This is a genomic window from Halococcus hamelinensis 100A6, assembly GCF_000336675.1.
Classification (GTDB): Archaea; Halobacteriota; Halobacteria; order Halobacteriales; family Halococcaceae; genus Halococcus; species Halococcus hamelinensis.
Genome location: NZ_AOMB01000022.1, coordinates 69,683 through 82,702, shown reverse-complemented (window position 1 = coordinate 82,702; position 13,020 = coordinate 69,683). Strand labels below are relative to the sequence as shown.

General features: G+C 69.3%; 18 protein-coding genes. 13 read left to right on the top strand and 5 right to left on the bottom strand.

Going from position 1 to position 13,020, the window contains the following annotated elements; genetic code table 11:
* Window positions 1-161: 161 nt before the first annotated feature.
* A complete protein-coding gene (locus tag C447_RS07765) occupies window positions 162-1,214 on the top strand; it encodes a mechanosensitive ion channel family protein (protein WP_007692597.1) in 1,053 nt (350 codons plus the stop codon).
* Window positions 1,215-1,229: 15 nt separating this feature from the next.
* On the opposite strand, the gene C447_RS07760 is transcribed toward C447_RS07765, so the two are convergent.
* Window positions 1,230-1,637: a universal stress protein gene (locus C447_RS07760; protein ID WP_007692595.1), complete on the bottom strand. Its 408-nt coding sequence runs from the start codon at window positions 1,635-1,637 to the stop codon at window positions 1,230-1,232.
* A 94-nt stretch (window positions 1,638-1,731) separates the two neighbouring features.
* On the opposite strand from C447_RS07760, the gene C447_RS07755 reads away from it, so the two are divergent.
* The 6 genes from C447_RS07755 (at window position 1,732) to C447_RS07730 (ending at window position 6,258) form a co-directional block, all read left to right on the top strand.
* Complete coding sequence (locus tag C447_RS07755) at window positions 1,732-1,971, top strand: DUF5816 domain-containing protein (protein WP_007692594.1); 240 nt, start codon at window positions 1,732-1,734, stop codon at window positions 1,969-1,971.
* 58 nt (window positions 1,972-2,029) lie between these two features.
* Complete coding sequence (locus C447_RS07750; protein ID WP_007692592.1) at window positions 2,030-2,350, top strand: DUF7116 family protein; 321 nt, start codon at window positions 2,030-2,032, stop codon at window positions 2,348-2,350.
* Window positions 2,351-2,459: 109 nt separating this feature from the next.
* Entirely contained in the window at window positions 2,460-3,443 is a 984-nt protein-coding gene (locus C447_RS07745) for a metal-dependent hydrolase (protein ID WP_007692590.1), read from the top strand.
* Window positions 3,444-3,484: 41 nt separating this feature from the next.
* Window positions 3,485-4,072 carry a hypothetical protein gene (locus C447_RS07740; RefSeq protein WP_007692589.1) on the top strand — a complete coding sequence of 196 codons (588 nt, stop codon included), beginning with the start codon at window positions 3,485-3,487 and terminating at the stop codon, window positions 4,070-4,072.
* Entirely contained in the window at window positions 4,069-4,737 is a 669-nt protein-coding gene (locus C447_RS07735) for a hypothetical protein (protein ID WP_007692588.1), read from the top strand. Before C447_RS07740 ends, C447_RS07735 begins: the two co-directional genes overlap by 4 nt.
* A gap of 111 nt (window positions 4,738-4,848) precedes the next feature.
* Entirely contained in the window at window positions 4,849-6,258 is a 1,410-nt protein-coding gene (locus C447_RS07730; RefSeq protein ID WP_007692587.1) for an FAD-binding oxidoreductase, read from the top strand.
* A 36-nt stretch (window positions 6,259-6,294) separates the two neighbouring features.
* Here the strand turns inward: C447_RS07730 and C447_RS07725 are convergent, their stop codons facing one another.
* Window positions 6,295-6,891: a protein sorting system archaetidylserine decarboxylase gene (locus C447_RS07725; RefSeq protein ID WP_007692586.1), complete on the bottom strand. Its 597-nt coding sequence runs from the start codon at window positions 6,889-6,891 to the stop codon at window positions 6,295-6,297.
* Between the two features lie 89 nt (window positions 6,892-6,980).
* Here C447_RS07725 and priL point away from each other — a divergent pair, with 89 nt between their 5' ends.
* Entirely contained in the window at window positions 6,981-8,069 is a 1,089-nt protein-coding gene (gene priL, locus C447_RS07720; protein WP_007692585.1) for a DNA primase regulatory subunit PriL, read from the top strand.
* A gap of 6 nt (window positions 8,070-8,075) precedes the next feature.
* Here priL and C447_RS07715 read toward each other — a convergent pair whose 3' ends face one another.
* The gene (locus C447_RS07715; protein WP_007692584.1) at window positions 8,076-8,276 is read right to left on the bottom strand and encodes a DUF7472 family protein; all 201 of its coding nucleotides are present in this window, start codon (window positions 8,274-8,276) and stop codon (window positions 8,076-8,078) included.
* 125 nt (window positions 8,277-8,401) lie between these two features.
* Here C447_RS07715 and C447_RS07710 point away from each other — a divergent pair, with 125 nt between their 5' ends.
* Window positions 8,402-9,034 carry a hypothetical protein gene (locus C447_RS07710; RefSeq protein ID WP_007692583.1) on the top strand — a complete coding sequence of 211 codons (633 nt, stop codon included), beginning with the start codon at window positions 8,402-8,404 and terminating at the stop codon, window positions 9,032-9,034.
* Window positions 9,035-9,161: 127 nt separating this feature from the next.
* Window positions 9,162-9,635, top strand: a complete 474-nt coding sequence (locus C447_RS07705; protein WP_007692582.1) for a DUF7384 family protein — start codon at window positions 9,162-9,164, stop codon at window positions 9,633-9,635.
* Here C447_RS07705 and C447_RS07700 read toward each other — a convergent pair whose 3' ends face one another.
* Window positions 9,636-10,094: a GNAT family N-acetyltransferase gene (locus tag C447_RS07700; RefSeq protein WP_007692581.1), complete on the bottom strand. Its 459-nt coding sequence runs from the start codon at window positions 10,092-10,094 to the stop codon at window positions 9,636-9,638.
* Window positions 10,095-10,402: 308 nt separating this feature from the next.
* On the opposite strand from C447_RS07700, the gene C447_RS17915 reads away from it, so the two are divergent.
* The 3 genes from C447_RS17915 (at window position 10,403) to C447_RS17910 (ending at window position 12,127) form a co-directional block, all read left to right on the top strand.
* Window positions 10,403-10,579: a hypothetical protein gene (locus C447_RS17915; protein WP_160162923.1), complete on the top strand. Its 177-nt coding sequence runs from the start codon at window positions 10,403-10,405 to the stop codon at window positions 10,577-10,579.
* A gap of 99 nt (window positions 10,580-10,678) precedes the next feature.
* Window positions 10,679-11,746: a WD40/YVTN/BNR-like repeat-containing protein gene (locus C447_RS07695; protein ID WP_237713328.1), complete on the top strand. Its 1,068-nt coding sequence runs from the start codon at window positions 10,679-10,681 to the stop codon at window positions 11,744-11,746.
* Window positions 11,747-11,971: 225 nt separating this feature from the next.
* Window positions 11,972-12,127 carry a hypothetical protein gene (locus tag C447_RS17910; protein WP_153300668.1) on the top strand — a complete coding sequence of 52 codons (156 nt, stop codon included), beginning with the start codon at window positions 11,972-11,974 and terminating at the stop codon, window positions 12,125-12,127.
* A gap of 42 nt (window positions 12,128-12,169) precedes the next feature.
* Here C447_RS17910 and C447_RS07690 read toward each other — a convergent pair whose 3' ends face one another.
* A complete protein-coding gene (locus C447_RS07690; protein ID WP_007692579.1) occupies window positions 12,170-12,820 on the bottom strand; it encodes a bifunctional 4-hydroxy-2-oxoglutarate aldolase/2-dehydro-3-deoxy-phosphogluconate aldolase in 651 nt (216 codons plus the stop codon).
* Window positions 12,821-13,020 lie beyond the last annotated feature (200 nt).

Genomic DNA, 13,020 nt, shown 5'->3' with positions numbered 1-13,020 from the left:
CCGAAGGGAGAACCTCGGATGTGAACGGGGAACGAAGTGACCCGTGAGCGAAGTGAGCGAGCGCAGCAAAAGGTGGGGCCTCAAAAGGTGGGGCCTCAAAAGGTGGGGCCCCAAAAGGTGGGTTCCGCAACCCTTTTTCGCTGCGACAGGTTGCCGACGGTATGGAGGCGGGAGCCGTGATGAGCTGGGTACTGTCGGCGGTGATGCAGACGGGGCTCCCGACGTCGGTCACCAACGCCACCGACGAGAACAACTCGAGCAGCCTCGAGCAGGGTTCCGAGCAGACCGTCCACTTCTTCCGGGAGCTGCTGCCGGGCTGGGTTCCCCCGTGGACGATCCAACTCGCGCTCGCGATCCTCGTGCTCATCCTCGCGTGGTACGGCTCGAAACGGCTCGTCGAACTGCTGGGCCGACGCGTCGCTCGCCAGTTCCGCCGACCCAGCGTGAGTCGGGCGGTCCTGCGGACGATACGCGCCATCGTGATGTTCTTCGCGCTCCTGATCGCGGCGGGCTTTCTCGGCGTGGGCCTCGACAACATCTTCCTCTCGGTGACGGTGCTCACGGCCGCGGTCGCGGTCGTGATCTCGCCGATCCTGGGTGGGTTCGTCAGCGGGCTGTTCGTCCTCACCGACCAGTCCTACGAGATCGGCGATATGATCGAGATCGTCGACACCGACGAGGGGACGAGGGGGTTCGTCGAGGACATCACCTTCCAGTACACCAAGATCTTCACGCTCGACAACACCTTCCTCGTGATCCCGAACGGCACGATCCGCGAGCGCGACGTGATCAACTACTCGGCCGAGGACCCGCGAACCAGGCTCTCGCTCGACATCCTCGTGACCTACGAGGGCGACCTCGACGTGGCGCGCGACCTGATCGAACGCTCGGCCCGCGACGTCGACAGCGTGATCCGCGGCGGGCCGGACATCCGGATCGGGAGCGCACGCTATCCCGCCGCGCCGACGTGCTACATCAACGAGTTCGCCGACAACGGCGTGCTGTTGACCCTCCGCTACTGGGTCAAGGAGCCCTACAAGCTCCTGACGGTGCGCTCGGGGGTTCAAGAGAACGTCTGGGAGGCGTTCGACGGTGCGGGTCTGGAGTTCCCCTACCCGCACACCCACGTGGTGTTCGACGAGGACGACGACCCGCGGTTCCGCGATGGGGGACGCGACCCCGGCAACGCCGGCGGCCCCGGCGGGCTACAGTAGCCCGCGCACCCTCGATCACTCCTCGCGCGGGGCGGTGACGACGTCGCAGTCGAGCTGATTCCGGAGGAACCGGGCGACATCGGGTTCGTCGGTGACCCGCCGTATCATCCGCCGCCACCGGCTGGTCTGCTTTCGCCCGATCACCACGACGTCGGCCCCCTCGGTGGCGACGTCGTCGAGGATCGTCTCCTCGACGAGAAAGCCCGTCCGAACCGCGTAGCGTGCGTTCGGGAGCCGGCCGAACTCGCGTTCGACCGCGTGCTTCAGCTCGGCCTGGGTGACCCGCTGGCTCGACTGGTAGAGGTCGATGTGGAGGACGCTGAGGTTGGCGTCGCGCTCCTCGGCGACGTCGATCGCGGTCCGGAGCGTCCGGCGGGAGTGCTCGCTCAACGGATACCGAACCGGCACGACGACCAGACTCATCCCCCGAACCGAGTGGGGCCGGACGCCTCAATCTTTCTATCCGGCGAACGGACGAACCCACCAGTCACTTGAACGTCGGGGCCCGGGTCGAGACATGGACGCGACGACGACCGCCGACGGGCGGACCCTCTACGTCGACCGCACGGAGGCCGAACGGGGGTCGAAGGGGCCGTTCCTCGCCGCGTACGCCGACGAAGCCGGCGAGAGCCGGTGGGGCTACTTCTGTAGCAACTGCGCCAGCTTCGACAACGCGATGGACGCGATGGGACGGATCAAGTGCAACGGCTGTGCCAACATCAAGAAACCCGACGAGTGGGACGCCGCCCACGAGTAACCGCCCGATCCCCACCCTACGCGAACACTTATTACGATCGCTATCGTAGCGTAGTCGCATGGGGACTGTTACCACGACCCCGTCCGAGGAGGCCCGGTCGATCTTCGCCGACCTCGGCTACACCGTCTCGAAGAGCGACGACGGCCTGCGGGCCGAACGCAAGTGGCGCGTCGTCCACGTGACCGCCGCCGACGACTCGACGACGCTTCCCGACTCCGGCGACCTCCGGTGTTTCGTCGCGTGGAAGGAGAGCGCCGCCGCCCTCCGTGAACGCCTCCTCGATGCGACTCCCGACTACGACTGGGCGGTGATCGGGGTCGACACCGGTGGGGACTACGAGGTACTCCACCCCTCGTTCGGGCCGAGCCTCGCCGCCTGACGAGGGTCGCCCACACGCGATTCGACTCGTCGAGAGCCTCGGATCACGCGTGTACCGATCGAACGTACCGCACGCGTGATTTATCTCCTCGAACCCCCTCCGGAGAGCTATGTTCGTCGGTCACGCAGCCCTCGCGTTCGCCCTCGCCGCAGGCGGCGCGCGGCTGTTCGGCTGTTCGCGAGGCCGGGCGCTCGCTCTCGGCGCGTCGGCCGGTGCGTTCGCTACCCTCCCCGACGTCGACATCCTCTACGCACCGGTGGGAGTCCTCGGGAGTTCGGGCGGACTGATGGGTGCAGCCGAGGGGTTCTGGTCGGCGAGTACGCTCGTCCACCGCGCCGTCACCCACTCGCTGGTCGTGGGAGTCGTCGCGGCGTTCGCGTTCTGGTGCTGGAGCTACGCAGGCGGGTCGACCGCCGACCGAGCGCGCGGTGAGCACGCCGTTTCGGTGGCCGTCCTCGGGGGGCTGGTCGCGGTGGCGACCCTGGTGAGCGGGGCGCTCGGCGGGTTCGTGATGGGTGTGTTCGTGCTCGCGGGGCTCGTGGTCACCGAAGCCACGATGCGCTACGGTGGGCTCGCGCCGCGGGCGTTGACCCTCACCGCGCTCGTCGGGCTTCTCAGCCACCCCTTCGGCGACCTCCTCACCGGCGAGCCGCCGGCGATGCTCTACCCGTTCGACGTCACGCTGTTCGCCCACCGGGTCGCGTTCACCGCCGACCCGACCCTCAATCTGTTGGGCGCGTTCTGGGTCGAGGTCGCGGCGCTCTGGCTCGCGGTCTCGGTCTACTGCTGGCTCACGCGGCGCTCGGTGCGGCGGGCCGTCCACGGTCGGGCGGCGCTCGGGTTCGCGTACGCCGGCGCGGTGCTCGCCGTGCCCGCCCCGACGATCGATTCCTCGCACGCGTTCGTGTTCAGCGTGCTCGCGGTCGGCGTCGTCGGTCCCGCACCCCTCGCGAACCGCCTGCCCGCGGTCGCGAACCGGCGGTCGACGGGCGTCGGTCGGGACGACGACCAGCGGCTCGCCGCCGTCGTGACCGGGCTGGCGGCGGTAACGCTGGCGTCGGTCGCGTACGCCGTCGGCTACGTCGTGACGTGACCGATGGGAGACCCTTTATCCCCGGGCGGTGAACCCCGACCATGTCGCGGGCGGACCTCGGTCGAGTCATCGAGAGCGAACGGACGAACGCGTGGCTCGCCTGGGGAGTCGTGGTCGCGGTCGGCGCGAGCGCGGTGGCAGCGACGGTGCGCGGCAACCTGCTGGGGGCGCTGTTCGCGGCGAGTATCGTCGTCGTCGCGGTGCTCCCGCCGGCCTCCTTTCGAAGCCGATGGACGATGGTTCCGTGGGAGATCCTCGCCATCGCCGCCTTCCCGACGCTCGGTCGGGCGGTCGCGCCCGCGGTCGTGGGTGACGTCGCGACCTACGTCTCGGTGGCGGCGCTCGCGCTGGTCGTCGCCGTCGAACTCCACCTCTTCACCGCGATCGAGATGAGCTACCGGTTCGCGGTGGCGTTCGTCGTCCTCACCACGATGGCGACCGCGGGGGTGTGGGCACTGGTCCGATGGGTCGCCGACGGCTATCTCGGCACCGGCTTTCTCACCACCGAGACTGCGTTGATGTGGGAGTTCGTGGCCTCGACCGTCGCGGGCGTCGGAGCCGGGATCGTCTTCGAGGGCTACGTCCGCCGGCGGGTCCACACGGATCGGTTCCCGGGAGCGAAGCGATGAGACTCCGCGACCGCTTCGGGGTCTCGACACGCCGTCAGCGCCAGGTCACCCGGGCGATGGAGGTCGGTCTGGCCGGGATGTTCCTGGTCGGCGTCGTCGAGGGGAACACGAAGGTGATCGTCAACACCCTCGTCGCGATCGGGGTGACGCGCCTCCCCAGCCTCCTCCAGCGGGACCTCGGGCTTCCGATGGACGCGGGGCTCACGCTCTGGATAACGAGTGCGGTGTTCCTCCACGCCTTCGGCTCGGTGGGGTTGCCGGGCACCGCGCTCTCGCCCTACCAGTCGTTCTGGTGGTACGACCACCTCACCCACGCGCTCTCGGCGTCGGTGGTGGCCGCCGCCGGCTACGCCACCGTGCGGGCGCTCGACGTCCACAGCGACGACGTCCACTTCCCCCGGGGATTCATGGTGCTCTTCATCTTCCTGTTCGTGCTCGCCTTCGGCGTTCTCTGGGAGGTGATCGAGTTCGCCGTCAGCGGGCTCTCGGGGGCGTTCGGCTCGGGAAGCGTCCTCACCCAGTACGGCCTCGAGGACACCATGCTCGACCTCGTGTTCGATACCGTCGGCGCGGCGGTGGTCGCGGTCTGGGGCGGCGCGCGGCTCTCCGGGGTCGCCCAGGCGCTCGCCGCCCGGCTCGACACGTTCGGCCGGAGCCCCGAATAAGGCTCGTCTTTCGCCACCGTTCGATCAGTCATAGAAGAGATATTTTCTGGGATACATCTTTATCGTCGTTCGTGACGACTAGGGCTGTGACCTCGAATGGGGTGAACGACAATGAGCACGACAGCGACCATCCTCGACGAATCGATCGTAACCGACCTCCGAGCGGCCGTCTCGGGCGACGTCATCACGGCCGACGACGCGGGCTACGAGAAAGCCCGCCAACTCTGGAATGGGGCGGTCGACCGTCGTCCCGCCGTCTTCGTTCGTGTCACCTCGACCGACGACGTGGCGACGGCGATAGCGGCCGCCCGCGACCACGACCTTCCGCTGTCGGTGCTTGGCGGCGGCCACCACGTCACTGGGTCGGCGCTCGTCGACGACGGGCTCGTGGTCGACATGTGCGAGATGAACGACGTCACGATCGACCCGGAGAGCCGTACCGCGCGGGTCGGTCCCGGCGCGCGCGTCGCCGACGTGCTCACCCCCGCCCAGGAGCACGGCCTCTCGCCGGTCGTCGGGTCGGCGGCGCAGACCGGTATCGCCGGTTCGACGCTCGCGGGCGGCATCGGCTGGCTCCGCCGGAAACACGGTCTCGGGATCGACAACCTCCGCTCGGTCGAACTCGTGACCACCGATGGAACCGTGCTGACCGCGAGCGCGGACGAGAACCCCGGCCTGTTCTGGGCGGTCCGCGGCAGCGGCGCAGCCGTGGGGGTGGTGACGAGCTTCGAACTCGAACTCGTCGAAGTCGGTCCCGAAGTGTCGATCGCCCAGCTCATCTACCCGGTCGAGCGCGCGGGCGACGTCCTCCGAGCCTACCGGACGCACGCCGCCGAGGCACCCGACGAACTGACCACGCTGGTCGCGCTGATGCGGATCCCGCCGATCCCGATGGTGCCGCCGGAGGCCATCGGCGCGCCCGTGGTAATGGTCTACGGCGTCTACGCCGGCCCGATCGAGGAGGGCGAGCAGGTCGTGGCGTCCCTCCGTGACCTCGGCGAGCCGTTGATGGACATGAGCGGCCCACAGCCCCTCGCGAGCGTCCACGAGGTCGCGCGCCTGCTGTTCCCGAACGCCCGGCGCTACTCGTGGCACTCGATGTACGCCACGGACCTCGCCGACGACGACCTCGACGCCGTGGCCGACGCGCTGCTCGCGGCGCCCACGAACGAGTGCGAACTCGGGATCTGGCACCTCGGCGGCGCGGTCAGCGAGGTCGCCCCGGACGCCACCGCCTACCCTCACCGGAACGCCGAGTTCCTCCTGAACGTCAGCGCGGGGTGGGACGACCCCGAGAACGACGAGGCGTGCGAATCGTGGGCCTACGATACTTGGGACCACCTCTGGGCGAGTTCGTCGACCATCGAGGGCTTCTACGCGGGGTTCCCCGGGTTCGTCGACCCAGACGAACGCCTCCGGATGGTCTACGGCGACAACTACGACCGCCTCGCGTCCGTCGTCGAGGAGTACGACCCCGAGAACCGACTCGGGAGCGGGCTGGTCGTCGAACCGACCCCCTGAGTCGATACGGTCGTCCGATGGCGGAGCCGCCGCCCGTCAGTGGGTCGTGTCTTCGACGAGCACCGTCTCGCCGGCCCGCACCGTCTCACCCTTCTCGACCACGAGGTCCTCGATCTCGACGTGCGGGGGCAGGACTACGTCGACGCGGCTCCCGAAACTGATGTGCCCGATCCGCTGGCCGCGGGCGACCTCGTCGCCCGCCGCCACGTCGGGGTGGATCCGGCGGGCGAACGCGCCCGCGATCTGCACCACCGTGAACGCCCCGCAGTCGATCCGCACCTTCTCGTTTCTGTCCGAGTCCTTCGAGAACGCCGGTCGGTTCGCGCCCGGCGAGTGGGTCACCGACTCGACGCGGCCCGCGAGCGGCGCGCGGTTGACGTGGACGTCCAGTACGTTCATGTAGACCCCGACGCGCAGGCGGTCGCCCTCGCGCCGGACCACCGAGACGCGGCCGTCGGCGGGCGCGACGACCCCGGACGGCGGGGTCGTGCGCTCGGGGTCGCGGTGGAAGACGAGCGCGAGCGCGCCGGCCGCCAGAGCTACCAGCGCCGCGAGGGGCGAGAGGAGCCACGCGACCGGCGCGAGGACGAGCGCCGGCGTGGCGTAGCGCCACGCGTGGGATGCGATCCGCATTCGATAGCGGGTATTCCCATTCGCTACCTGTGTCTTCCGGTCTCGCCCGACCACCGCACTTATTCGCCTCGCTGGAGTACGGCCCGCGAATGGAGCGCCGCCACGCCACCTACCCGTTCCTCGATGCGGCACGCGAGGCCGTCGCGGAGCTCGACCCCGACCTCCGCGCGCTCGCCGACGAAGAGCGGGTGGTCGCGCGCGCGACCGAGCGCGTCGAGCGCGCGCTCACCGACGGCGACATCGGCGAGCCCCACCGCGACGTCCGCACCGAACTCCTGTCGTACCCGCTGGCACGGGTCCTGGTCTCGCTCGTCGACGAACACATCCTGACGCGCCGCTACGCACGGAGCGAGGCCGGGGCCGCCCACGAACGCTTCACCGCCGCCGAGGGCTCGAAGCTCAAGAGCGCGCGCGAACAGCCGCTCACGGCCGACGACCTCCTCGCGGAGTTCGACCTCGCGCGCCACGTCCACCCCGCCGAAAGCGACCTCGACGACCACCTCGTCGAGGTCGGCGCGTACCTCCCGCTCGCGGCCGACATGCGTGGCGAGGGCTGGCGACTGGTCAACCGCGCGCTCGCCGACGGGATGGTGCCGGTCTCGACCGCCGAGCGCGACGACCTCCTCCGGAAAGCGGTCGAGCGCCGCGTCGCCGACGGGCTTCCTCTCGCCGTGCCGACCGCCGTCGGCGACGCGCTCGACGGCCCCGTGGCCGACCTCCGCGAGACGCTCGCCGACCTCGACCTCACCCGCGACATCGACACCGTGGTGCCCGAGCGCTTCCCGCCGTGCATGAAGGCGCTGCTCGATGGCGTCCAGAAGGGCGACCACCTCGCTCACCACTCGCGCTTTGCGATCACCGCCTTCCTCGCCTCGATCGGGATGACCACCGACGAGATCGTCGACCTCTACACCGTGAACCCCGGCTTCGCCGAGGACATCACGCGCTACCAGACCGACCACATCCGCGGCGAGACCGGCCCGACCGAGTACTCGCCGCCCTCGTGCGCCACGATGCAGTCCTACGGCGACTGCATCAACAAGGACGAACGGTGTGAGACCATCTCGCACCCGCTAGCCTACTACGAGGAGGCGCTCGACGACGCCGACGAGGAGGAACTCACCGACTGGCGCGAGGCGAACGAAGAAGCCGACGACGAGGGCGAAGCCGAAGCCTGAAGCGTTCTACTGGCCGGCGAGGAAGTAGCCCGCGATCGACATCGCTACGATGAAGAAGGCGACGCTGCCGATCAGCGCGAACGGACCGAGGCCGACGAGCTGGTGGTTCGTCCCCTCGAAGAGAACGCCGACGACGACGATCACGACGAGGAACATCGCCACGGCGACGATGGAAACCACGGCCTCGACCAGCGTCTCCCGTTCCATAGCGGGAGGTTCCGTCGGCCCTGAGAAAAGCGCTTCGAACCCCGCCGACGGGTTTAGGCCGCTCCAGCCCCTCTTTCGACTGAGGGCAGAACACGTCCGAGAGACGTTGCTGCCCGAGAAAATCCATGACGCACACCAGAAACACACCCGCGTCACGAAAGGAATCGCTCGCTCCCGATATCGGGAGCCTCCCCGCCCGCGCCGTCCGGGCGTGGACCGAACGCATGGCGGTCACGCCGCTCGGCGAGGGTCGCTACGCCGTCGAGACCCACCACGACGCGCGCTACGTCGTCGACCTCCCGCGAAGTCGGTGCTCGTGTCCCGACCACCGGCTCCGCGGCGAGCGCTGCAAACACCGCCGGCGAGTCGCCATCGAGGTCACTCGTGGACGGATCCCGGCCCCCGGGTTGCGCGCCGCCGACTGCCTCGCGTGCGGTCGAGAGACGTTCGTCCCCGAGAACACCCGATTGCCGCTGTGTGAGTACTGTACCTACCGCCCCGGCGAACGCGTCCGGGACCGCGAAACCGGCGATTACCTCGTGGTCGCCGGGACGGTCGATCGCCGAGCCGACGAGGTCGGGATCGAGAGCCTCGACACCACTGTGGCGACCCACCCGACGAACCGCGCCTACGACCCCGGCGAACCGGTGGTCGAGGTGACCTATCCCGGCAGTGACCGGCACTATTCGTTTCCACGGTCGCGGCTCGTGCGCCGGCCGCTGGACGGTCGCGACGGCGGGTCGACCGCGACGGTCTGAGTCGAACGTAATCCGTTTGTTTCGGCGGCCACGGTCGGGGGTATGACCTGGAAAGCGCTGTTCGAGCGCGCGGCCGAGTACGACGTGACGCCCGAGATGGTCAGCGAGGCGCTCGCGACGCGTCGCGATGACTGACCGGCCCGACCCCGCGCGGGTCGCCGCCGACGCCGACGTGCTCGCGGCGGACCTGCTCTGCGACGGCGCGGCCCGCGAGGCGCTCGACCTCGTGCGCGCCCACTCGTGGGTCTCGCTCGTCGCGAGCGACGCCCTCCTCGCGGACGCGACGGCCGTCGTCGAGACCCTCGCGGACGAAAACCTCGCCGACGCGTGGCGTGAGCGGATCGACGATCTGCGGGTTCGCGTCGAGCAGTCGCCGGGCGACCATCCGGCACTCGCCTCGGCCGTGGCGGGCGACGCGGCCCACCTCCTCTCGTTCGACGACGGACTCCGGACCGCGAGAACCGGCGCGGAGCTTCGCCCGTACGTCGACGTGAGCGTCAAACACCCACGGGGGTTCGCCCGCCTGTTCGACCCCGAAGCTCTCCATCCGACCGTCGTCGGCGGCGAGTATCCGGGCCCCGACCGCGACCCGCGGGCCTGATCAGAGCCCTTTCTCCATCCCGACGACGGCCAGCCCACCGGGACTTTCGCCCTCGCCGACGCGTTCGTAACCAGCACGCTCGTAGAACCCGACCGCGTTGAGCGACGACTGGAGCGAGAGATGGTCGAGCCCCCGGCCGCGGGCGTAGCCTTCGAGTTCGGCGAGCACGGCGCTCCCGACGCCGTGGCGCGCGTGGTCTGGATGGACGTAGACCGCGTGAACCTCGCCCGCGATGGGGACGAGATGGCCGAAGCCCGCGACGCTGTCCGCGCGAACCCCGACGACGACGTGCTCGTCGTCGGTATCGGGTTCGTAGTCCGCGGGCGACCGGCCCCCGGGTTTCGCCCACCGTCGAACCGCGTCGGCATCGTAGTGCTCGGGCCCGAAGGCCCGGACGGCGGCGGTGTGGACGGCGGGGAGCGCGGCGCGGTCGGCGGCGGTCGCGGGACGAACGTACATACGGAGCGCTCGATCCGGCCGGTCGTGGTTCCCGCGGTCGTGCAGTCCCGCCCGTCGGACGATGCCCGCCCGTCGAACGTAGTAGAAGATCGCTCAGTCGATCCGGAGAGTGTTCCGAATATATGACGAGTGAGCGGTGGTCGACGATATGGGTTTCAGACCACTCGTCCGGCGACTCGGACTGGGCACGCTGTGTCTCGCCCTCTTCACGATGGGGCTCGTCGCCCCAGCGGCGGCACACGGCTGTCAGCACACCACGAGCGCGAACCTCACCACGAGTACCGACACGACCGCCTCGGTGACNNGAGATGTGTATAAGAGACAGCGCTTCCCACATCGCCGATACCCAGCGATCCGAGGGTGGCGGCGCTCACGAGTCGATCCGGTGGAAGCTCACCACGGTACAGTTCCTCTCGGGTACGTCGGTGGTGCTCGCCGGCGGCGCGCTCTGGGCCGCGGTGCTGGCCTACCGCGGAACCGACTGATCCCCGAACGAAACGGTTCACTCGAACGGATCGTTTCACTACAATCAGTTGTCAATTGAAGACGGTCGGCGTCGAATCGCGGGCGTGGTGAGAAAACGGATGTCACTGACACGACGGAACTTCTTGCAAACGGGCGGCGCGGCGGCGGTCGCCGCGGTCGGCGTTCCGACGGTCGGGGTCGCATCGAAGCGGTCCTCGAACACCGAGTGGACGAAGGCCGACTCGCCGACGACGAAGACGCTGTACGGCGTCGTCGACACCGTCGAGGGGCCGTTCGCGGTCGGCGCGGGCGGCGACGTGCTCGCGCGCCGAAAGAGCGGCTGGCAGACGGTCGTCGACTACGGCCCGCAGGCGCGAAGCCGGCCGTTGCGAGCGGTCGACGCGACCAGCGACGGCGAGGCGATCTGGTTCGTCGGCGGGTCGGGCGTGATCGGCGAGTACAACGTCGTCACGGAGACCCTGACGAACTACTCCGCACCGAAGGGCAAGACCAGCACCTGGGAGGGCTGTTCGGTGGTCGGAAAGACCGGGGCCAACGAGCGGCTCTTCTTCGTCAACGGCTCGGGCGAGCTGCTCGTCGGCACCCGCCGGAAGAACGGCGCGATCGAGTACGAGAAGGTGACCAAACCCGGCGGCGGGTCGACGATCCCGGCCATCGATTTCCACGGTCGGACGGCGGGACACGTCTGCTCGACCAGCCAGTTCGTCGCCGGGAGCACCGACGGGGGCGCGAACTGGACGCGTATCGGGATCGGCTTCGCGGGCGAGGGGTTCTTCGACATCGCCAGCGTCGGTCCGAAGGACGTGAACGTCGCCGCCGGCAACGGCCTCGTCTACCGCTACGACGGCTTCCGGTGGACCCCGCACGTGATCGACGACGGCCGGCAGGCGATCCGGGCCCTCGACCGCGACGGGGCGAAGGGACTCGCCGCGGGAAGCGGCGGCAAGGTCTACGAACGTCAGTCGGCCGGCCAGTGGAATCGGCTGCAAACACCGGCCAAAGCCAAACTCAAGGGCGTCGCCCGCGGGAAGACCCACGACGTCGTGGTCGGTGCCGGGGGAACCATCGTCGAACGTACCGTCGAGCGGTCGTCATCGAAGCTCCCGGACGGGAACAAGTCCGTCAAGCGGTACGTCGAGGGCACCGTCGAGATGGCGCTGGAGTAGCCGCCGTTTCGGTGGGCACGAGTTCCGAGTGCTGTCGACGGGCGGACACCGTGCCCGACCCCATCCGTTGTTCGGGACATCACCCCTCGCAGTCCCGACCCCCGACAGGTATAACGGTTCGATGGTCGTAGTGGATCGTCCGAATGTTCAGAGCGACGAACGGAACGACCCGCCGCGACGCGGCATCGGAGCGAAAGCCCGAGCGACCCGTCGGGGGGCGATAGAATGCCGTGGGGCGTCCACTCGGAGTTCACCGAGGAGGAGGGGCCGGAGGTCGAGATCGACGAGGAGCAGGAGGGCGTCGACCGAACCGAGGAGGGGACCGAGAGCACCGAGGCGTTCGACGTCGACGACGCGATCGCGAACCTCGATCGGGACTGAGCCGGGTTCTCCGGCCTCCGATACGTTCCGTCGGCGCTGGGTTCAGTCCGACCGGGCGGTCTCGACGGCGCGGACGAACTCCGCTGCCCGTTCGCGAACCGCGTCCATGTCGCCGTTCTCGATGGCCTCGTAGTCGACGAGCGCCGACCCGGCACCCACGGCCATGGCACCCGCATCGAAGAACGCGGCGGCGTTCTCCACCGAAACCCCTCCCGTGGGCATCAGCGGGATGTCGCCCAGCGGACCCCGGAGCGCGCTGACGTGGCCCGGCCCGACCGTCGCCGCCGGGAACACCTTCAGAACGTCCGCGCCGGCGTTCATCGCGTCGACGGCCTCCGTCGGCGTCATGATCCCCGGAACGCAGACGACCTCCGCCTCGTTGCAGGCCGCGACCACCTCGGGTTCGAAGTTCGGCGCGAGCACGAACTCCGCACCCGCGTCGATAACTTCGCGGGCGGTCTCGGCGTCCATGACGGTTCCAGCCCCGACGAGCGCGTCGGTCCCCTCGAGGTCCTCGTCGATGGCGGCGATCATCTCGGCGGGGCGCTCGGCGTCCGCGGTGACTTCGAGCGCCGTCACGCCGCCCGCGTGGATCGCGTTCGCCACCTCGACGATGACGTCCTCGGGGATCGAACGGAGGACCGCGACGACGCCGCTGTCGGCGAGCCGCTGTTGGACGACTGCTTTCTCCATGGGTCGGCTACCAACGGTATCGGAAAAAGCACTCCGGTAGGGACGGCGCGGCGGGTCGTCACCGGAACCGTAAAGACTGTTGGCCGGGCCGCGGAAAGGAGCGGTATGTCGCCCGCTCGTTCGTGCCCCCTCCCACGCATCGGGGTCGAACCGTCTCGCGGTGGAGTCGACCCACGTCACGGTGTCGGCTCCGGTCGGGA

What these genes read in the sequence shown, in the direction of transcription:
- C447_RS07765 (WP_007692597.1), top strand. Translation starts at nt 162, where the DNA reads ATGGAGGCGGGAGCCGTGATGAGCTGGGTACTGTCGGCGGTGATGCAG.
- C447_RS07760 (WP_007692595.1), bottom strand. Translation starts at nt 1,637, where the DNA reads ATGAGTCTGGTCGTCGTGCCGGTTCGGTATCCGTTGAGCGAGCACTCC.
- C447_RS07755 (WP_007692594.1), top strand. Translation starts at nt 1,732, where the DNA reads ATGGACGCGACGACGACCGCCGACGGGCGGACCCTCTACGTCGACCGC.
- C447_RS07750 (WP_007692592.1), top strand. Translation starts at nt 2,030, where the DNA reads ATGGGGACTGTTACCACGACCCCGTCCGAGGAGGCCCGGTCGATCTTC.
- C447_RS07745 (WP_007692590.1), top strand. Translation starts at nt 2,460, where the DNA reads ATGTTCGTCGGTCACGCAGCCCTCGCGTTCGCCCTCGCCGCAGGCGGC.
- C447_RS07740 (WP_007692589.1), top strand. Translation starts at nt 3,485, where the DNA reads ATGTCGCGGGCGGACCTCGGTCGAGTCATCGAGAGCGAACGGACGAAC.
- C447_RS07735 (WP_007692588.1), top strand. Translation starts at nt 4,069, where the DNA reads ATGAGACTCCGCGACCGCTTCGGGGTCTCGACACGCCGTCAGCGCCAG.
- C447_RS07730 (WP_007692587.1), top strand. Translation starts at nt 4,849, where the DNA reads ATGAGCACGACAGCGACCATCCTCGACGAATCGATCGTAACCGACCTC.
- C447_RS07725 (WP_007692586.1), bottom strand. Translation starts at nt 6,891, where the DNA reads ATGCGGATCGCATCCCACGCGTGGCGCTACGCCACGCCGGCGCTCGTC.
- priL (WP_007692585.1), top strand. Translation starts at nt 6,981, where the DNA reads ATGGAGCGCCGCCACGCCACCTACCCGTTCCTCGATGCGGCACGCGAG.
- C447_RS07715 (WP_007692584.1), bottom strand. Translation starts at nt 8,276, where the DNA reads ATGGAACGGGAGACGCTGGTCGAGGCCGTGGTTTCCATCGTCGCCGTG.
- C447_RS07710 (WP_007692583.1), top strand. Translation starts at nt 8,402, where the DNA reads ATGACGCACACCAGAAACACACCCGCGTCACGAAAGGAATCGCTCGCT.
- C447_RS07705 (WP_007692582.1), top strand. Translation starts at nt 9,162, where the DNA reads ATGACTGACCGGCCCGACCCCGCGCGGGTCGCCGCCGACGCCGACGTG.
- C447_RS07700 (WP_007692581.1), bottom strand. Translation starts at nt 10,094, where the DNA reads ATGTACGTTCGTCCCGCGACCGCCGCCGACCGCGCCGCGCTCCCCGCC.
- C447_RS17915 (WP_160162923.1), top strand. Translation starts at nt 10,403, where the DNA reads ATGTGTATAAGAGACAGCGCTTCCCACATCGCCGATACCCAGCGATCC.
- C447_RS07695 (WP_237713328.1), top strand. Translation starts at nt 10,679, where the DNA reads ATGTCACTGACACGACGGAACTTCTTGCAAACGGGCGGCGCGGCGGCG.
- C447_RS17910 (WP_153300668.1), top strand. Translation starts at nt 11,972, where the DNA reads ATGCCGTGGGGCGTCCACTCGGAGTTCACCGAGGAGGAGGGGCCGGAG.
- C447_RS07690 (WP_007692579.1), bottom strand. Translation starts at nt 12,820, where the DNA reads ATGGAGAAAGCAGTCGTCCAACAGCGGCTCGCCGACAGCGGCGTCGTC.